Raw genomic sequence first — 18787 nt, 5'->3', positions numbered from 1 at the left:
GACTAGCCTATGACGCATGGTCCGACCCGAGACTGCCCTGCCCGTCCGCGCCTCCGCCCGCCCCGGGCTGCTGAGCCCGACCCTCGACGACCTGGGCGTGCGCCTGGGTCCCGACGGCGGCACGCTCCGCGTCTGGTCGGGAGCGGCGGATGCCATGCAGCTGCTGGTCTTCGACGAGGTCGACCTCGACTGGGCGACCGAGACCATCACGATGACCCCCGTCGGCGGGGGCGTGTTCGAGGCGTCCTCCGCGCTCCTGCGTCCCGGCGCGCGGTACGCGATCCGCGTGGGCGGTCCGCACGGGCCCGGGCACACCTTCAACCCGCAGTCGCTGCTCGTCGAGCCCTACTCGCGCGGTCTGGTCTCGGGCAGCTACGGCGACTGGCGCTCGGTGGTCGTCGACGGCTCGTTCGACTGGGGCTCGTCGCAGAAGCCGCGGATCCCCCTCGACCGCACCGTCGTCTACGAGGGGCACGTGAAGGGCCTGACCAAGCGGCATCCGTTCATCCCCCCGGCCCTGCACGGCACCTACGCCGGCCTCGCGCACCCCGCGATGATCGACCACCTGCTCTCGCTCGGCATCACCAGCGTCGAGCTGCTGCCGGTGCACGCGTTCGCGACCGAGCCGCGCCTGCTGCAGCTGGGACTCGCGAACTACTGGGGCTACAACTCCCTCAACTTCTTCACGCCGCACGCGCCGTACGCGACCGCCGCGAGCCGCGCCGAGGGACCCGAGGCGGTCCTGCGCGAGTTCAAGGGCATGGTGAAGCTCCTGCACGAGGCCGGGCTCGAGGTGCTGCTCGACGTGGTGTACAACCACACCGCCGAAGAGGGCATCGGCGGCCCGCGTACGAGCCTGCGCGGCATCGACAACCGCGCCTACTACCGCCAGACCGACGAGGGCGTCTACATCGACGAGACCGGATGCGGCAACGCGGTGAACACGTCGACGGATGCCGCTGCGCGCCTCGTTCTGGACTCGTTGCGGTACTGGAGCGACGAGGTGCAGGTCGACGGGTTCCGCTTCGACCTCGCCGTCACGCTGGGGCGCGACGCCCGCCACTCGTTCGACCCGGCGCACCCGCTTCTGACCGCGATCCGGGAGGATCCGTCGCTGGCGGGCGCGAAGCTCATCGCCGAGCCGTGGGACGTCGGCATGGGCGGCTGGCAGACCGGCAACTTCGGCGAGGGCTGGCTGGAGTGGAACGACCGCTACCGCGACCGCGTGCGCAACTTCTGGCTCAGCGACATCGACTACGCCCGCCGCGCCGACACCGCCCCCGTCGGCGTGGGCGGCTTCGCCACGCGCCTGGCCGGGTCGTCGAACACGTTCAGCGAGGAACGCGGGCCCCTGGCGAGCGTCAACTTCGTCACCGCGCATGACGGTTTCACCCTGCGCGACCTCGTCTCGTACGACGTCAAGCACAACCTCGGCAACGGCGAGCAGAACCGCGATGGCGCCGACACCAACCGCTCGTTCAACCACGGCGCCGAGGGCAGCACCACCGACGAACGCGTGCTCGCCACCCGCCGCAAGGCCATGCGCAACCTGCTGGGCACACTGCTGCTGTCGGCGGGCGTGCCGATGATCACGGCGGGCGATGAGATGGGCCGCACGCAGCGCGGCAACAACAACGCCTACTGCCACGACTCCGCCCTCACGTGGCTGTCGTGGGACCTCGCCCCGTGGCAGGAGCACCTGTTCGCCCACACCCAGCAGCTGCTGCGCCTGCGCCGCGACAACCCGGCGCTGCGCCCCCAGCGGTTCGCACGCCTCGGGGAGGTGATCCCCTCGGCGTCGGTGATGGAGTGGTTCGACGAGCGGGGCGAGACGATGTCGAGCGAGCGCTGGAACGACCCGGCGCACCGCACTCTGCAGTACCTCGCCACCTCGACGCCCGAAGACGAGTCGCCCAACCGGGTGCTGCTCGTCGTGCACGGCACCGAGGCCGACACCGTGATCACGCTCCCCGACATCGAGGGCGCGGTGTACGTCCCGCTGTGGTCGAGCGCCGACGAGACGCCGGTCGAGAGCGCCGAGCGCCATGCCCCCGGCGACACCGTTCCCGTGACGGGGGCGTCGATGCTGCTGTTCCGCGTCGACTGAACCGGGCTCGCTGTCAAGGCCGGAGCAATCCGTACGGCGATGTCGGCGGCCCGCGATAGGTTCGGACCGTGGCCACCACGACGATGCCTTCGCCCGAGCTGCCCTGGCGCAGCGCCGCCTCGATCCCGGTGCGTCCGGTCAAGCCGACGCAGACCACGCGCAGCGTGGTCACACCGCGCATCCCGATGGCGCTGCCGCACCCCAGCGTCCCCGGAGGGCGTTTCCGGCCCTCCGCCTACGTCGGCGAAGCGGTGCCCTTCACCGTCACCGCCTTCCGCGAGGGCCATGACCGCATCGGCGTGCAGGTGCGGCTGTTCTCGCCGTCCGGTGACGAGTCGCTGCACCGGCTGAGCCCGCTCAACGACGGGTTCGACCGCTGGTCGACCCTCGTCGCTCCGCTCGAGCAGGGCGTGTGGCGCTTCCGCTGCGAGTCGTTCGCCGACGACTTCGCCACGTGGCAGCACGCCGCCGACCTCAAGATCGCCGCGGGCGTCGACTCCGCGCTCATGCGCGAGATGGGCGCTCAGCTCTTCGATCGCGCGCGCGGCGAGAAGAAGCGACCCGGCAGCGACAAAGACCTGCTGTACGACGCGGCGCGTTTGCTGCGCGACCCCGACGTGCACGACGACACCGCCCTGCAGATCGTGCGCGACCCCGCCATCGCCGCGCTGTTCGACGCGCGCCCGATGATGAGCCTCGTCTCCGTCGGCAAAGACGCCGAGCTCCTCGTCGAGCGCGAGCGCGCCGGAGTCGGCGCCTGGTACGAGTTCTTCCCCCGCTCAGAGGGGGCACGCCGAGCCGACGACGGCAGCGTGATCAGCGGCACGTTCCGCACCGCCGCCGAACGCTTGCCCGGCGTGGCCGGCATGGGCTTCGACGTGCTGTACCTGCCCCCGATCCACCCGATCGGCCAGACCAACCGCAAGGGCCCCAACAACACCCTCGTCACCGAGCCCGGAGACCCCGGCTCGCCGTGGGCCATCGGCGGCGCAGCGGGCGGGCACGACACGGTCCACCCCGATCTCGGCACGCTCGACGACTTCCGCGCGTTCGTCGACGCCGCGCGCGAGAACGGCATCGAGGTCGCGCTCGACCTGGCGCTGCAGGCCTCGCCCGACCACCCCTGGGTTGCCGAGCACCCCGAGTGGTTCACGACCCTTCCCGACGGTTCGATCGCGTTCGCCGAGAACCCGCCGAAGAAGTACCAGGACATCTACCCGGTCAACTTCGACAACGATCCCGAGGGCATCCGCGCCGAGGTCCTCCGCGTCGTGCGGCACTGGATCGCGCAGGGCGTCACGATCTTCCGCGTCGACAACCCGCACACCAAGCCCCTGCAGTTCTGGGAATGGCTCATCGCCACCGTCAGCGCCGAAGAGCCCGGTGCGGTCTTCCTCGCCGAGGCCTTCACGCGCCCCGCTCCCTTGCAGGGTCTCGCGATGGCCGGGTTCCAGCAGAGCTACACCTACTTCGCGTGGCGCAATACGAAGGAAGAACTCGAGGAGTTCCTGGGCGGTCTCGCCCACGACACCGCCGACTTCCTCCGTCCGAACCTGTTCGTCAACACGCCCGACATCCTCACCGAGTACCTGCAGTTCGGCGGGCGCCCCGGCTACAAGATCCGCGCCGCGATCGCCGCGACGGCCGCACCCACCTATGGCGTGTACGCGGGCTACGAGCTGTTCGAGAACGTCGCCCGGCCGGGGTCGGAAGAGAACATCGACAACGAGAAGTACGAGTACAAGTTCCGCGACTGGGAGGCGGCCGAAGCCGCTGGCGACTCGCTCGCCCCCTACCTGCGCATGCTCAACGCCGCCCGACGCGCGCACCCGGCACTGCGTCAGTTGCGCAACCTCGACATCCACTGGAGCGACGACGACGCCATCCTCGTCTACTCCAAGCACCTCGATGCCGCCCTCTCCCCCACGGGTGAGACCGACACGATCATCGTCGTGGCCAACGTCGACCCGCACTCCGCGCGCGAGACGACGGTGCACCTCGACACCACCGTGTTCGGGATCGAGCCCGGAACGTCGTACGACGTCGAAGACCTCGTGACCGGCCAGGTCTGGACCTGGGCCGACCACAACTTCGTGCGTCTCGACGCCTTCGCCGAGCCCGTGCACATCCTGCACGTCAAGGAGAACCGATGAGCACCCTTCCCCCCGAGATCCTCGATGCCGTGGCCCACGGTGCGCACCACGACCCGCACAGCGTGCTGGGCGTGCACGAGAGCAGCGACGGGTGGGTCATCCGCTCCCGCCGCCCGCTGGCGCACGAGGTCGACGCGGTCCTCGCCGACGGCTCGACCGTGCCGCTCGCGCACGTGCGCGGCGGCGTCTGGGAGGCCACCGTCGACGCCCACCCCGGCGCCTACACGGTGCGCGCGTCGTACGACGGAAGCGAGCACGTCGCCGACGACGGCTACCGCCATGCCCCCTCGATCGGCGAACTCGACCTGCACCTGATCACCGAGGGGCGCCACGAGGAGCTGTGGCGCGTGCTCGGCGCCCACCCGCGCGAGCTCGACGGCTCGAGCGGCACCGCGTTCACCGTCTGGGCGCCCGACGCACGGGCCCTCCGCGTGATCGGCGACTTCAACGGCTGGGACGGCACCGGCCACGCGATGCGCTCGATGGGCGGCAGCGGCGTCTGGGAGCTGTTCGTCCCGGGTGTCGGCGTCGGCACCCGCTACAAGTTCGAGATCCTCACGCGCGGCGGACAGTGGATCGAGAAGGCCGACCCGATGGCGCGGCTGGCGGAGGTCCCTCCCGCCACGGCATCCGTCGTGACCGATTCGACGTACGCCTGGGCGGACGACGAATGGATCGACGAGCGCTCGCGCACCGCGCCGATTGACCGACCGATGTCGATCTACGAGCTGCACCTCGGGTCGTGGAAGCAGGGCCTGTCGTACCGCGACGCGGCCGACGAGATCATCGATTACGTCGGCGCGCAGGGGTTCACCCACGTCGAGTTCCTGCCCTTGTCCGAGCACCCCTTCGGCGGCTCCTGGGGCTACCAGGTGTCGGGCTACTACGCCCCGACGAGCCGCTTCGGTGATCCCGACGACCTGCGCTACCTGATCGACCGGCTCCACCAGGCCGGCATCGGCGTGATCATGGACTGGGTTCCCGGCCACTTCCCGAAGGATGACTTCGCCCTCGCGCGCTTCGACGGCGAGCCCCTCTACGAGCACCCTGACCCCCGCCGAGGCGAGCACAAGGACTGGGGCACGCTGATCTTCGACTACGGCCGCAACGAGGTGCGCAACTTCCTCGTCGCGAACGCGCTGTACTGGTTCGAGGAGTTCCACGTCGACGGTCTGCGCGTGGATGCCGTGGCCTCCATGCTCTACCTCGATTACTCCCGCAACGACGGCGAGTGGGCGCCCAACCAGTTCGGCGGCCGCGAGAACCTCGAGGCGATCCGCTTCCTGCAGGAGGTCAACGCCACCTCGTACAAGCGCTACCCCGGCATCGCGCTCATCGCCGAGGAATCGACCAGCTTCCCCGGCGTCACCGCCCCCACCTCCGCCGCGGGCCTCGGCTTCGGCTTCAAGTGGAACATGGGCTGGATGAACGACTCGCTGCAGTACATCGGGCGCGATCCGATGTACCGCTCGCACCACGAGGGCGAGCTGTCGTTCTCGTTCGTCTACGCCTTCAGCGAGAACTTCATCCTGCCGATCAGCCACGACGAGGTCGTGCACGGCAAGGGCAGTCTCTTCGGCCGCATGCCCGGTGACCACTGGCAGAAGCTCGCCAACATGCGGGCCTTCCTCGCCTACATGTGGGGCCACCCCGGCAAGCAGCTGCTGTTCATGGGCCAGGAGTTCGGCCAGATGTCCGAGTGGTCGGAGTCGCGCAGCATCGACTGGTGGATGCTCGACCAGCCCTCGCACGCGCAGCTGCACGACTTCGTCGCCGAGCTCAACCGCGTGTACAAGGACCAGGCTCCGCTGTGGTCGCGCGACCACGACGGAGCAGCGTTCTCCCGCTTGGGCGCGCCCGCGTGGAACCCCAACGTGCTCGCGTTCGCGCGCCGCGACCACCACGGCAACACGGTCGCGGTCGTGTGCAACTTCTCGGGAGTGCCGCTCGGCGACTTCCCGCTCGACCTGCCCGAGGCCGGAACCTGGACCGAGGTGCTCAACAGCGACGCGGAGGCCTTCGGCGGTTCGGGTCAGGGCAACCTGGGCGCTGTCGTGACCGACGCGCGGGGCAGCGCCACGCTGACCATCCCGCCGCTGGGTGTGCTCTGGTTGCACCACCGCGCCGGCAGCTGACGACTCATCGTGTGAGGGCCCCGATGCGCTTTTGCGGGTCGGGGCCTTCGCATGCCCGCAGGCGGCCGACGGCGTCTCGCGGTCAGAACAGCAGCGATGCCAGACGGGCACGAGCCCGGATGACGCGCGCGTCGTCGTCGCCGACGAGACCGAACAGCTCGAGCAGGCGCTCGCGCACCGGAGCGCGGTCGTCGGCCGGCAGCGCCTGGAAGAGGTCGAGCAGGCGACCGAACGCGTCGTCGACATGACCGCCGACCACGTCGAGGTCGGCCACGAGGAACTGCGCGTCGAGACCGGTCGGCTCGGCGGCCGCCGCGTCGCGCGCGGCCTGCAGGTCAGCGCCCTGCACGCGATCGAGCAAGCGAACCTGGCCGAGGCCTGCGCGAGCGTCGGCGTCGCGCGGGTTCTCGACGAGGGCCTTCTCGTACGCGGTGATCGCGCGGGCGTAGTCGCCCTCCTCGATCGCGGCGAAGGCCTCGGCGTGCAGCGGGGGCAGCGGCGGCTCTTCGGGCGCGACGTCGTCCGTGACGCCGTCTACCGGCACCGTTCCGGTCACGCCGTGCTGCGCGGCCAGCTGCAGCAACTGGGCGAATACGTCGCGCACCTGCTGCTCGGGCACCGCACCGGTGAACAGCGGAACGGGCTGACCCGCGACCAGGGCCAGCACCATCGGGATCGACTGGGCGCGGAAGCCCTGCGCCAACTGCGGGTTGGCGTCGACGTCGACCTTGGCGAGCACCAGGCGCCCGCCGAGTTCGATGACGACCTTCTCGAGCACGGGGCTCAACTGCTTGCACGGACCGCACCACTCGGCCCAGAGGTCGATGACGACCGGCACCGTGCGCGAGAGCTCGAGCACCTCACCGAACGACGCGTCGGTGACGTCGAACACGAGCGGGCTCGCTCCCCCCGCGAGGGCCGGTGCGGCCGGGGCTCCGGCGGCGGGGGCGGCAGGAGGCTGCGGGCGGTTGCGCAACGACGAGAGGTCGACGGCACCGCGCATGACGGAACCGGGGGCGGGAGTGCTCACGGGGACACCTTCGCTTCGAGGAGGCTGGAACGGTAGCCGAGCAGGCGGATCTGATCGTCGGAGCCCTGGCTGGGCACGTAGAAGAACACCTGGTCGGAGTAGGTCGTGGTGAAGCCGGTCGCCGACTGGTCGACGCCGGTCAGGGCCTTGACCGCGGGGTTGTTGTCGAGCTTGATCACCGCGTCGGCGTTGGTGGGCTTGGCGGTGTCGCTCTCGTACACGTTGACGGCGACGATCGCGCCGGTGTCGAGCGTGGCGAGGGCGATCGGCGTCGCCGGACCCGCGGAGGCCGAGAAGCTGATCTGTGCCGTGCCGGCGCCGGTCTGATTGAGCTCGTCGGTGCGCTGCGTCTTGTTCGCCTGGATCGCGCTCAACAGCAGGTCGTTGGCGGTGTCGAAGGTGGCGTACGACGCGCTCTTGTCACCGTTGTTGATGATGTCGGCGTAGGCCGCGGCGACCTTGTCCGGAGCGAGCACGAGGAACGACGAGTCCGGCGGCACCTGGGTCGCGCCGACGTAGGGGGCGGCGAGCTCGGGGAGGTTGGTCGAGGCCTCCAGGTTGCCGACGTACGACGCCTTGTACTCATCCCAGGGCGAGTCCTGCGTCAGCATCATGATCGTCGTGGTGGGCGTGGCGGCATCCGCCGACTCCACCACCGTCATCACCGTGCGGGGCCAGGCGGCGGTGGTCTGCGGCAACACGATCTGCACGGGCTCCGCCGGGATCGCCGGAAGGGCGGGGCGATCGCTCAGCGCGGCGCGCAGCGTGTAGTTGGTCTGACGTTCGGCGAGAGCGGGACCGGCCAGGCGCTGGCTCGCCGCGTTCGCGTCGAGGGCGGAGTCGGCTTCGGCGACCGTGCTCGACACGCGCGAGACGATGCGCTGAGCCTGCGCCTCGGTCACGGCCGGCGGGAACTGCCCCTCGGGAACGATCACGGTGGGCGTCGGACTCGGTGTCTCCGTCGCGGCCAGCTGAGGCCAGGCGTCGGCCGAGCACCCGGCCATCAGCGCCACTGAGACCCCGAGTGCGGGCACCGCGATCAGGGCACGGCGGGCACCGCCGCGGCGCGATCGACTGACCACGCCCTTGGCCTCGGCATCCGCGTCGACGGTCGAGATGGGCTCGGTGACCGGCAGAGGTAGACCCTTGCGACGCGGGCGACGACGACGACGGACGTGCATGATGCCGAGCACGTACAGCACGACGCCGATGAACAGCACGATGCCACCGCCGACGATGAGGGGGCCGGCCCACGGGGTCGAGTTGTCGATGGGCCAGGTCACGCTGATGTTCGAGGGGGCGGGAGCGGTGCCGTCGGATGCCACGAGCACGCTCATGTCGGAGGGCAGCTGCAGTGTCGTCGAGAGCGACCCGGTCTGCTCGTACTCGTCGAGCCACAGGTCGGAGTCCACGGGACTGCGTCCGGCGGCGGCGTCGGACGCCGGGGTCACGGTCGGCTCGACCGTCGCGGTCTGCACCGTGCCTTCACCGTCGACGGTCACCGCGGTGTACGGCACGTCGGCCAGCCACGCCTCCATGTCGGCGGTGCGGCCGTACGAGGCGAAGACCTCGCCGTCGCCCTCGACACGCAGGGTCTGCGCGCCGGGGACGCTCGTCAGAACCGAGCCGTCGATCAGCGTGTAGGCCTCGCTCCCGTCGGTCTGCACGTTCGCCGATGCCTCGGACGGACCCTGGAAAACCGTGCGCTGGGCGATGCCCGCACCGATCATGGCGGCGGCGATGACGAACGCCACCACGGCCCAGACGAATCTCACGCTTCACACCATCCCCACCGGTGGCTCGGACGCCACCGAAGAATCGACGTTTCAGACTATCCGAGGGCGTCTGAAAGTTCTCGGCGAGGCCCGTCGTACGCTCCGAAGGCGCCGTGCTCAGTATCCTGACCACACGGGCACGACCGCCCGGCTGAGGCGGGAGCCGTTCCCATGAAGATCCACAACCCGTTCCGGGTCGCGTTGCTCGCGACGCTCGGCGTCGGCGTCGGCCTGCTCGTCATCGGCAGTGTGCAGAGTCTGTCCACGATCCTGCTCTACGTCGGCACGGCGCTGTTCCTCTCGCTCGGGCTCGATCCGCTGGTGTCGTTCCTCGAACGCCGTGGGCTCCCCCGCTGGGCCGCCGTCCTGGTGACGATCCTCGGGGTGCTCGGCGTCTTCACCGGGATCGTCTTCATGGTCGTGCCGATCATCGTCGGTCAGATCGCCCAGCTCGTCGGGCAGATCGAGCAGCTGCTGCAGCCCGGGGCGTGGAACGACATCGTCCTGAACGTGCAGGCGTGGGTGTCGCAGACCCTCCCCTGGCTCAAGATCGACGACGTCTGGGCCAGCGTGCAGCAGTGGCTCTCGACCCTCGACGTCGGTTCGATCTCCACGATGGTCGGAAACGGCCTGCTCACGGGCGCCGGCGCGGTCGCCGCGGGCCTGGGCGGCGCGTTCATCGTGCTCATCCTCACGATCTACTTCACGGCATCCACCCCCTCGCTGAAGTCGGCCGTCTATCAGCTCGTCCCCGCGTCGAAGCGTGCCCGGTTCATCGAACTGGCCGAGAAGATCACCGACTCCGTCGGTTACTACGTCATGGGGCAGGTCAGCCTCGGTGTGATCAACGGCGTGCTCAGCGCGATCTTCCTGTCGATCATCCAAGCCCCCTTCCCCGCGGTGCTGGCCGTGGTGGCGTTCTTCTTCTCGCTCATCCCGCTGGTGGGCACCCTGACCGGATCGACGATCATCGTGCTGACCTGTCTGCTGCCGGGGCTCGGCTCGCCAACCACGGCGCTCATCGCGCTGATCTACTACCTCGTCTACATGCAGATCGAGGCGTACGTGATCTCGCCGCGCATCATGAACCGCGCGGTGTCGGTGCCCGGTTCGGTCGTCGTCATCGCCGCCCTCGCCGGTGGCGCGCTGCTCAACCTTCTCGGCGCGCTCATCGCGATCCCGGTCGCCGCGAGCGTGCTCATCATCTACCGCGAGGTCATCATCCCGCGGCAGAACGAGCGCTGAGCCGCCGTCTCAGTCGGCGAGCGGGCCGTCCCACTCGACCGGCAACGGCAGCGCGTCGGGGTTCACCGCGGCGACGATCTCGGTGAGGACGCGTCGCGTCTGGGTCTCACCGACCCACAGGTGCTTGCCGCCCTCGACGGCGATGAGCGTGGCATCCGGAACCGGAGCGAAGCGCTCACGGGCCTCGTCGGGCCGCAGGTAGTCGTCGAACTCCGGAACCAGCACGACCATGCGCCGCGCGTCGCCCGCCCATGCCGCTACCTCGTCGGCCGTGGCGCGGTGCAAGGGTGGCGAGAGCAGGATGACGCCCTCGATGTCGTGATCGCGGCCGTACTTCAGCGCGAGCTCGGTGCCGAACGACCAGCCCACGAGCCAGGGTCGCGGGAGCCCGCGCTCACGCGCGAAATCGACCGCGGCGGCGACGTCGAAGCACTCGGCCGCGCCTCCGTCGAACGAGCCCTCGCTCGTCCCGCGCGGCGAGGTGGTGCCGCGGGTGTTGAACCGCAGCACAGCGAGATCGGCCAGGGCCGGCAGACGGCCCGCCGCCTTGCGCAGGATGTGCGAGTCCATGAAGCCGCCGGCGGTGGGGAGCGGATGCAGGGTCACCAGGGTCGCGACCGGGTCGCGGTCCGCGGGCAGGGCGAGTTCGCCGACGAGGGTCAGCTCGTCGACGGTGCGCAGTTCGATCTCCTCGCGTCGAGCGGGGAGCAGGACGGGTCCGCGAATCTCCATCAGGCGATCCTCCAACAGTGCGTGTGCCAATGTCTGCGTGCCGCGAGGTCGGCGGCGTCGCCGAGCACGCCGTCGGCGCGCCAGATGACGAGGTGGGCGGTCCCGACGGCCACGGTGCGCCCGCATCCCGGGCAGAGGTACTCCTTCTGCGCCTGCGGGGCCGAGATCGGCTGCACGGTCCACTCGACGCCGCGCTTGACCTCGGTGCGCTTCCAGCCGGCGATGAGGCGATCGAGCGACTCGTCGCCGCGGCCCGGATCGGGACGCCGCTTACGGGAGCGGGGCATCGGCGCCGCTCACCACCAGTGGTTGCTGGTCCAGAAGGCGTACGCTTTCGCCCAGCTGCCGTAGCGGCCCACAGCGTAGCCCGTGCCCCAGCGGAGGTTGTCGACCGGGTCGTAGCCGTTGCCCGGCACCTTGCTGCAGGGCAGGGCTTGCACGAGACCACAGGCACCCGACGAACGGTTGGTCGCGTTGGGGTTCCAGCCGCTCTCGCGACTCACGATGTAGTCGACGTAGCCCATGTCGGCCTCGGAGATGCCCGCCGCGGCCATCCAGTCTGCGGGAGCGCCGCCGCCGCTGTACTTCACCGGACCGCCCCCGCCCGAGGACGAGCCGGAACCCGAACCGGACCCCGACTTCTTCGAACCCGACGACGTCGGCGTGGGGGTCGGCGTCGGCTTCGGCTTCACGTACACGTTGTAGCTGGAGCGCTCGAGCGACGGGGCCTGCTTCTCGCCCGTGGTCGACACCGACTGCACGTCGTCGAGACCCTGGGCGTACAGCGTGACCGTCTGGGGGCCTTCGGCCTGCGCGGGCTGGAGAGCGGCGCCCATCGGGCCGACGTACGCGGCGGCGAACAGCACCGCGGCGCAGGCGCCGAACACACCGACGACGCCGCGACGACGCGACCACCGCGGGGCGGTGCGGCGCGGGAGGGCCGGGGGGACCACGTCACCGGCCGAGCCGCCCCGACGGGCGACGCGGCGGGACGATGCGCGCGAGAGTTCCGAACCAGAAGTCACAGTGACGCCGATTCTACCGACGCATCGCGACAGCTGCCATCCGCGCGGCTCATCCGACAGCGAGCATGACTTCGACGACGGCGTCGAGCACGGCGTCGACCTGGGTCTCGCGATATCCCCCGCGCTGCAGACGAAACGCCACGGCGCGCACCTGCTCCGCCGTCACGGGATCACCCGCGGCGAGATAGCGTGCGACGCGATCGGCGACGACGTCGACCTCGTCGACGCGGTACCCGAAATGCATCCAGCCGACGCGCTCGAAGCGTTCGCCGCGCGGACGCTGCAACCTGTCGAGCACCACCTGCGCCGTGTCGCGGGTCTCGGCGACCCAGGCGCGCGCGCCCAAGCGCGACAACGCGTGCTCGCGCTCACGCGCGGCGAAGGCGTCTTCGACGCGCCCGAGGGCCGCATCGACGGCGTGCACGGCGTACCCGCCCTTCACGAGGGGGAAGGCGACGGCGCGGATCTCGGAGGAGCGGAGAGTCCCGGTCTCGTCCTGCTCGAAGGCCTCGCGGGCCTTGGCGAGGAAGGCATCGACGGCGCGCTTCTCGTAGCCCTGCGCCCGCCCGGTCACGGTGGGGAACGGCGTCGCGGCCGCACGATCGTGGATCGGGGTCTCGCTCATGACACTCCCAACGGGGCGAGCAGGTAGTACAACGCCAGGGCGGCCGTAGCCGACGGCAGGATCGAGTCGAGGCGGTCGAGCACCCCGCCGTGGCCGGGCAGCCACGAGCTCATATCCTTGATGCCGAGGTCGCGCTTGACCATCGACTCCCCGAGGTCGCCCACGGTCGCTGTGGCGAGCACGACGGCGCCGAAGATCAACCCGGCCCACCACGGCACCTGCAGCATGAACACCGCGAGCAGAGCACCGGCGATCAGGGCGGCGGCGCACGCGCCCGCGAAGCCTTCCCAGGTCTTCTTCGGGCTGATGCGAGGGGCCATCGGATGCCGACCGCCCCGGCCGAACGTCAGGCCCGACACGTAGGCGCCGGTGTCGGCGGCGACCGCGAGGATGAGGAACGCCAGCACCCACCACTCGCCGCGCGGCTGCGCGAGCAGGATCGTCGCGAGCGAGGTAAGGAACGGCACGTACAGCTGTACGAACGAGGCGACGAGCACGTCGCCGATGACCTCGATGTGCGCGCGCCCGTCGTCGGCGAACATCTGGGCGGTGAGGCGCCAGACGATGACGACCGCGATGGCCACCAGCAGGGCGATCCAGTGCACCCACGGCCCGAGGAAGAACCCGCTGAGCAGCAGCAGGAAGCCCATCGCGAGCTGCGGGACGACGTCGACCTTGCGTCCGGCGACCTGCAGGGCGCGAGAGAACTCCAGCACGCCCAGCACCATCGCGGTGGCGGCGAACAGCACGAACAGCCACTTCACGAAGATCAGCGAGGCGACGACGATCGCACCGATCGCGACGCCGATGAGCGTCGCGACGATGAGGTCGCGGCCGGTGCGCTGCTTCAGGCGCTCGTTGGCCTGGTCGAACTCCGCGCGGGCGTGGGCGATGTTGCGCTCCGCGTCGGTGCGCATCGCACGCAGCTGCGCTTCGATGGCGGTGGCGTTCTCGCCCGTGACCGGCGCACGCCGAGCCGACTCGGCACGACGGGTCCCGCGCTTGTCGAGGGGTCCGGTGTCGCCAATCTCAGGGGCGTCGGGCATGGGGGTCAGACCTCGAGAAGCTCGGCCTCTTTGCGCTTGAGAGCCTCGTCGATCTGGTCGACGTGGGTGCGCGTGACGGTGTCGAGCTCCTTCTCGGCGCGGACGAGTTCGTCTTCGCCGACGTCGCTCTTGAGGGCGTCGAGGTCGTCCTTGGCCTTGCGGCGGAGGTTGCGCACCTGCACCTTGGCGTCTTCGCCCTTGCCGCGCACGATCTTGACGTACTCCTTGCGGCGGTCCTGGGTGAGCTCGGGCATGGTGACGCGCACGATGGTGCCGTCGTTGGTGGGGTTCACCCCGAGGTTCGGCATGTCGCGGATGGCCTGTTCGATGGCCTTCAACGCGGACTTGTCGTAAGGGTTCACGACGAGGGTGCGAGCCTCGGGGTTGTTCAGCGACGCGAGCTGCGCCAGGGGGGTCGGCGACCCGTAGTAGTCGACCAGGACCTTCTGGAACATCTGGGGGTTCGCGCGTCCGGTGCGGACGGTCGCGAAGTCCTCCTTGGCGGCCTCGACGGCGCGATCCATGCGCGCTCCGGCTTCGGCGAGGACATCGGCGATCACGGTGACTCCATTCGTTGGAACTGGCTTCTCAGTCTAGTCGCGCGCGGGCCCGGCTCCCCGGGCCCGCGCGCGGCGCGTCACGCGGTGACCAGGGTGCCCATCGTCTCGCCGAGCAGCGCCTGGGTGACGTTACCCGCCGGCTCCATGCCGAACACCCGCATGTCCATTCCGTTGTCCATGCAGAGGCTGAACGCGGTCGAGTCGACGACCTTGAGGCCCTTCTGCAGGGCGTCGCCGTAGGTCACGTGGTCGAGCTTGGTGGCGGAGGGGTCGGTGCGCGGGTCGGCTGTGTAGACGCCGTCCACACCGTTCTTCGCCACGAGCACCTCGGTCGCGCCGATCTCGAGCGCGCGCTGGGCGGCCACGGTGTCGGTGGAGAAGTAGGGCAGGCCCGCGCCGGCGCCGAAGATGACGACGCGGCCCTTCTCGAGGTGGCGCATCGCGCGGCGCGGAATGTAGGGCTCGGCGACCTGGGTCATCGAGATGGCCGACTGCACGCGCGTGGCGGCTCCGGCCTGCTCGAGGAAGTCCTGCAGGGCGAGGGCGTTCATGACCGTGCCCAGCATGCCCATGTAGTCGGCGCGCCCGCGGTCCATGCCGCGCTGGCTGAGCTCGGCTCCGCGGAAGAAGTTGCCTCCGCCCACGACGATCGCGATCTCGACGCGATCCGTCGCCTCGGCGATCTCGCGGGCGATCTGGCTGACGACGTCGGGGTTCACGCCCAACTGGCCTCCGCCGAACGCCTCCCCCGACAGCTTCAGCAGTACTCGGCGGCGCTTGGTGGCTGCATCCATCACGTGATGTGTCCTCTCGTCTTGAACAAACTATCCCCCTGCCCGTCGCGACCGATACGGCAGGTCACCGACGGAGCGCGGGCAGGGAAAAGGCCCGGGATGCCGTGGCATCCCGGGCCTTTTGACGGGCCGTGAGCCTGTCTCGGGGTTACGCGCCGACCTTGAAGCGCGCGAAGTCGGTCAGCGTGAGACCGGCGTCGGACGCGACCTTGGCGACGGACAGCTTGTTGTCCTTCGCGTAGTCCTGGTCGAGCAGGGCGACCTGCTTGAAGAACGCGTTGACGCGGCCCTCGACGATCTTGGGCAGGGCGGCCTCGGGCTTGCCCTCGTTGCGCGAGATCTCGGTGACGATCTCGCGCTCCTTGTCGACGTCGGCCTCGGGCACGGCGTCGCGGGTGAGGTACGAGGGGTTCGCGAATGAGATGTGCTGCGCGATCGAGCGAGCGGTCTCGGCGTCGTCACCCGTGTAGGCGAGCACCACGCCGACCTGCGGGGGCAGGTCCTTGCTGGTCTTGTGCAGGTAGACCTCGAACTTGTCGCCCGAGATGGTGCGCACGCGACGGAGCTCGACCTTCTCGCCGATGATCGCGGCCTCGTCCGAGATGAGCTGCTCGACGGTCTTGCCGTCGACGTCGGCGGCCAGGGCGGCCTCGACGGAGTCGGCACCGGCGGCGGCGGCCGCGTCGACGACCTTGTCGGCCAGAGCGATGAAACGCTCGTTCTTGGCGACGAAGTCGGTCTCGCAGGCGAGCTCGAGCAGGGTGACCGAGCCGTTGTTCTCGCGCGCGGCGACGAGGCCCTCGCTGGTCGAACGGTCGGCACGCTTGGCGTTGCCCTTGGCACCCTTGAGGCGCAGGATCTCGACGGCCTTCTCGACGTCGCCGTCAGCCTCTTCGAGCGCCTTCTTGGTGTCGACCATGCCCGTGCCGAGCTGCTCGCGCAGCGCCTTGATGTCGGCGATCGTGAAGTTTGCCATGGTGTGGCGTCTCCTTGTCGTTTGCGTTCTGTATGTGAGCCCGGCGGGGCCGTGCGCGCCCTCCGAAGAGGGAGCTGTCACGACCCCGCCGGATCGTAGCCTGTGCGGGTGGCGCGCCGTTCACGCGGAGGCGAACGGAGCGACTCGCGGCTTACTTGCTGTCGGTGGCCTCGGCGTCGGCAGCCTCGGCGTCGGCGGCCGGGGCCTCGACGGCCTCGGTCGACTCGGCGGCGGGAGCCTCGTCGGTCGCCTCAGCGGCAGGAGCCTCGTCGGTCGATTCGGCGGCGGGAGCCTCGGTCGATTCGGCGGGGGTCTCGAGCAGCTCGCGCTCCCACTCGGCGAGGGGCTCAGCGGCCTCTTCTTCGCCAGCGGGCTGGTGACGCTGGATGAGGCCCTCGGCGGCGGCGTCGGCGATGATGCGCGTGAGCAGGCTCACCGAACGGATCGCGTCGTCGTTGCCGGGGATCGGGTACTGGAACTCGTCGGGGTCGGCGTTCGTGTCGAGGATGCCGATGACGGGGATGCCGAGCTTCTTGGCCTCGTCGACCGCGAGGTGCTCGCGCTTGGCGTCGACGACCCAGATGGCCGAGGGGGTCTTCTGCAGGTTGCGGATACCACCGAGCGACTTGTGCAGCTTGTCGAGCTCGCGCTTCTTGAGCAGGAGCTCCTTCTTGGTGAAGCCGCTCTCAGCCGGGTTCTCGTAGTCGAGCTCCTCGAGCTCCTTCATGCGGGCGAGGCGCTTCGACACCGTCTGGAAGTTGGTGAGGAGGCCACCGAGCCAGCGCTGGTTGACGTAGGGCTGGCCCACGCGGGTCGCCTGCTCGGCGAGGACTTCCTGCGCCTGCTTCTTGGTACCGACGAAGAGAATGGTGCCGCCGTGCGCGACGGTCTCCTTGACGAACTCGTACGCCTTGTCGATGTAACCGAGCGACTGCTGCAGGTCGATGATGTGGATGCCGCTGCGCTCGGTGAGGATGAAGCGCTTGACCTTCGGGTTCCACCGGCGGGTCTGGTGTCCGAAGTGAACGCCGCTGTCGAGCAGCTGGCGGATGGTGACGACGGCCATGGTCGTACTCCTGTTTCTGGGCGCTTTCGCGCCATGGTTGCGGTTGTTCGCGTCAGACGGTCCGTCTGACGAGCCTGGTGCCCGGCGCACACCCGCCGACCGCCGGAGCGGTGGACCATGGGATGTGGATGCCGCGCGGTGCGCTGCCCGTGAGGGCCACGCGATGCGCTGTGGGCACGCGGAGTCATCCCGACGTGCGAGATGCACCGCCCAGCATACAGGACGCCTCCTCCCCACAGTGCCTTCCGCCCCGCGCCTACACCGAGGGGGCGATCGAGCTCGCTCGGCCCCGCCGAGGCGGTGAGACTGCCGGAATGTCTCCCGTTCGGCTCCGTCTCGTCCGCGCTCTGGTCGTGCTCGCCGCGATCGTCCTGGTCTGCGGGGCGGCCGGTCCGGGGGATCCCCCCGCGACGAAGGGATGGGTCTGGCCGACCGACCGGGTACAGGTCGTCCGCCCGTTCGAGGCTCCCGCGCACGCGTACGGCCCGGGTCATCGCGGCCTCGACCTGACGGCGTCGGGCAGCGTGCACTCCCCCGCCGACGGACGGATCGCGTTCGCGGGCGAGGTCGCCGGGCGCGCGGTGGTCACGATCGACCACGGCGACGGGCTGGTGACGACGCTCGAACCGGTCACGACAGAGCTCGCGGTGGGGGATGCCGTGGCGCGGGGCGCCCCCGTGGGGGTCGTCTCGACGGGCGGGCACACGGGCCCCGGCGAGGTGCACTTCGGCGTGCGCCTCGACGGCGTCTACGTCAATCCGCTGCGCCTGCTCGGAGGAGTCCCGCGTGCGGTCCTCCTCCCCTGCTGTTGACCGGGGCGAGGGGGCATATGCCGTCACCCGACCTGGTTGCCGCGCCCTTCGACCGTGGTGGAGCCGACTCCGCCGTCTGCGCGGACGACGTTGTCCTGACCGCGCACCGTGACCGACGAGATCGTCCCGCCCGACTGCACGGTCGTCCGGTCGCCGCTGAGGTCGGCACTGCCGATCGCTCCAGCGGAGGTGACGGAGCCGTCGTTCCCCTGCACAACGAGCGAGTCGACGGACGCGACGGTCACCCGCGCGCGATCGCCCGAGACGCGCAGGGTCTGCACCGTGGCTCCCGACGCGTCGACGGTGAGCGCGGAGCCCGAGACGTCGAGCTCGGCGCAGGTGCCCACGATCCTCACGGTCTGCTCGGCGCCCGACACGCTCTGCGAGCCGCCGTCACCGCACGAGAGGGCACCGGGGTCGTCACTGGGCACGAAGGGCGCGGTTGTGGGGGCCGGTGCGACGCTCGCCGACGGCGCCGGCGACAGGGTGACGACCGAGGGCGAGGGCACCGAGACGGTCGGGGTGGGGGCGGGGGCGGATGCCGACATGCCAGGCGGGAGGCGCGTCTCGACGGGCTGCGGGACCGGCGCGCACGCCGCGAGAACGGCCGCCAACACGAGGGCACCTGTCAGCAGGGCGGGTGTTCGGGCTCTTCGCACTCCCCCACGCTAGGACGCGTGCGTGCGTGGCGCCACCGCGGCGCGCG

At 70.1% G+C, this 18787-nt stretch carries 17 protein-coding genes; 5 read left to right on the top strand and 12 right to left on the bottom strand.

All coding sequences use genetic code 11. The annotated features are described in order from the left end of the window. Positions 1 to 16: 16 nt before the first annotated feature. From glgX to glgB, 3 genes are all read left to right on the top strand, one after another. Positions 17 to 2107 carry a glycogen debranching protein GlgX gene (gene glgX, locus ABXS86_RS01590; RefSeq protein WP_353665405.1) on the top strand — a complete coding sequence of 697 codons (2091 nt, stop codon included), beginning with the start codon at positions 17 to 19 and terminating at the stop codon, positions 2105 to 2107. 83 nt (positions 2108 to 2190) lie between these two features. Continuing rightward, on the top strand, positions 2191 to 4260 hold the full coding sequence (locus ABXS86_RS01585; RefSeq protein WP_409988244.1) for a maltotransferase domain-containing protein: 2070 nt from the start codon (positions 2191 to 2193) through the stop codon (positions 4258 to 4260). After that, positions 4257 to 6395 carry a 1,4-alpha-glucan branching protein GlgB gene (glgB, locus tag ABXS86_RS01580; RefSeq protein WP_353665404.1) on the top strand — a complete coding sequence of 713 codons (2139 nt, stop codon included), beginning with the start codon at positions 4257 to 4259 and terminating at the stop codon, positions 6393 to 6395. Before ABXS86_RS01585 ends, glgB begins: the two co-directional genes overlap by 4 nt. Before the next feature lie 82 nt (positions 6396 to 6477). On the opposite strand, the gene ABXS86_RS01575 is transcribed toward glgB, so the two are convergent. Both ABXS86_RS01575 and ABXS86_RS01570 read right to left on the bottom strand, forming a co-directional pair. After that, the gene (locus ABXS86_RS01575) at positions 6478 to 7425 is read right to left on the bottom strand and encodes a tetratricopeptide repeat protein (RefSeq protein ID WP_353665403.1); all 948 of its coding nucleotides are present in this window, start codon (positions 7423 to 7425) and stop codon (positions 6478 to 6480) included. Next, entirely contained in the window at positions 7422 to 9200 is a 1779-nt protein-coding gene (locus ABXS86_RS01570) for a glycosyl transferase (RefSeq protein WP_353665402.1), read from the bottom strand. The genes ABXS86_RS01575 and ABXS86_RS01570 overlap by 4 nt, the downstream gene beginning before the upstream one ends. A gap of 171 nt (positions 9201 to 9371) precedes the next feature. Here ABXS86_RS01570 and ABXS86_RS01565 point away from each other — a divergent pair, with 171 nt between their 5' ends. After that, complete coding sequence (locus tag ABXS86_RS01565; RefSeq protein WP_353665401.1) at positions 9372 to 10445, top strand: AI-2E family transporter; 1074 nt, start codon at positions 9372 to 9374, stop codon at positions 10443 to 10445. Between the two features lie 9 nt (positions 10446 to 10454). Here the strand turns inward: ABXS86_RS01565 and ABXS86_RS01560 are convergent, their stop codons facing one another. The 9 genes from ABXS86_RS01560 to rpsB all read right to left on the bottom strand — a co-directional run bounded on the left by ABXS86_RS01560 (position 10455) and on the right by rpsB (position 17269). After that, entirely contained in the window at positions 10455 to 11177 is a 723-nt protein-coding gene (locus ABXS86_RS01560; protein WP_353665400.1) for an alpha/beta hydrolase, read from the bottom strand. Further along, positions 11177 to 11464 (bottom strand): hypothetical protein, encoded by a 288-nt coding sequence (locus ABXS86_RS01555; protein ID WP_353665399.1) that lies wholly within the window; start codon positions 11462 to 11464, stop codon positions 11177 to 11179. The genes ABXS86_RS01560 and ABXS86_RS01555 overlap by 1 nt, the downstream gene beginning before the upstream one ends. Positions 11465 to 11473: 9 nt before the next feature. Beyond that, complete coding sequence (locus ABXS86_RS01550) at positions 11474 to 12202, bottom strand: transglycosylase SLT domain-containing protein (RefSeq protein WP_307211484.1); 729 nt, start codon at positions 12200 to 12202, stop codon at positions 11474 to 11476. Positions 12203 to 12251: 49 nt separating this feature from the next. Further along, on the bottom strand, positions 12252 to 12827 hold the full coding sequence (locus ABXS86_RS01545) for a DivIVA domain-containing protein (RefSeq protein WP_251506784.1): 576 nt from the start codon (positions 12825 to 12827) through the stop codon (positions 12252 to 12254). Beyond that, positions 12824 to 13873: a phosphatidate cytidylyltransferase gene (locus ABXS86_RS01540; RefSeq protein WP_307211487.1), complete on the bottom strand. Its 1050-nt coding sequence runs from the start codon at positions 13871 to 13873 to the stop codon at positions 12824 to 12826. Before ABXS86_RS01540 ends, ABXS86_RS01545 begins: the two co-directional genes overlap by 4 nt. Positions 13874 to 13878: 5 nt before the next feature. Further along, positions 13879 to 14433 (bottom strand): ribosome recycling factor, encoded by a 555-nt coding sequence (frr, locus tag ABXS86_RS01535; RefSeq protein WP_307211489.1) that lies wholly within the window; start codon positions 14431 to 14433, stop codon positions 13879 to 13881. Positions 14434 to 14510: 77 nt separating this feature from the next. After that, the gene (gene pyrH / locus ABXS86_RS01530) at positions 14511 to 15227 is read right to left on the bottom strand and encodes a UMP kinase (RefSeq protein ID WP_186325582.1); all 717 of its coding nucleotides are present in this window, start codon (positions 15225 to 15227) and stop codon (positions 14511 to 14513) included. Positions 15228 to 15375: 148 nt separating this feature from the next. Next, a complete protein-coding gene (gene tsf / locus ABXS86_RS01525) occupies positions 15376 to 16203 on the bottom strand; it encodes a translation elongation factor Ts (protein ID WP_307211492.1) in 828 nt (275 codons plus the stop codon). 151 nt (positions 16204 to 16354) lie between these two features. Beyond that, complete coding sequence (gene rpsB, locus ABXS86_RS01520) at positions 16355 to 17269, bottom strand: 30S ribosomal protein S2 (RefSeq protein ID WP_353665398.1); 915 nt, start codon at positions 17267 to 17269, stop codon at positions 16355 to 16357. A gap of 314 nt (positions 17270 to 17583) precedes the next feature. On the opposite strand from rpsB, the gene ABXS86_RS01515 reads away from it, so the two are divergent. After that, complete coding sequence (locus ABXS86_RS01515) at positions 17584 to 18081, top strand: murein hydrolase activator EnvC family protein (protein WP_353665397.1); 498 nt, start codon at positions 17584 to 17586, stop codon at positions 18079 to 18081. Positions 18082 to 18104: 23 nt separating this feature from the next. Here ABXS86_RS01515 and ABXS86_RS01510 read toward each other — a convergent pair whose 3' ends face one another. Then, positions 18105 to 18740: a hypothetical protein gene (locus ABXS86_RS01510; RefSeq protein ID WP_353665396.1), complete on the bottom strand. Its 636-nt coding sequence runs from the start codon at positions 18738 to 18740 to the stop codon at positions 18105 to 18107. Between the last annotated feature and the right edge of the window lie 47 nt (positions 18741 to 18787).

The sequence above is a fragment of the Microbacterium sp. che218 genome (assembly GCF_040436305.1).
GTDB classification, from domain to species: Bacteria; Actinomycetota; Actinomycetes; order Actinomycetales; family Microbacteriaceae; genus Microbacterium; species Microbacterium algihabitans.
The sequence above is the reverse complement of the archived record's forward strand: the minus strand, read 5'-3'. Positions and strand labels throughout refer to the sequence as shown.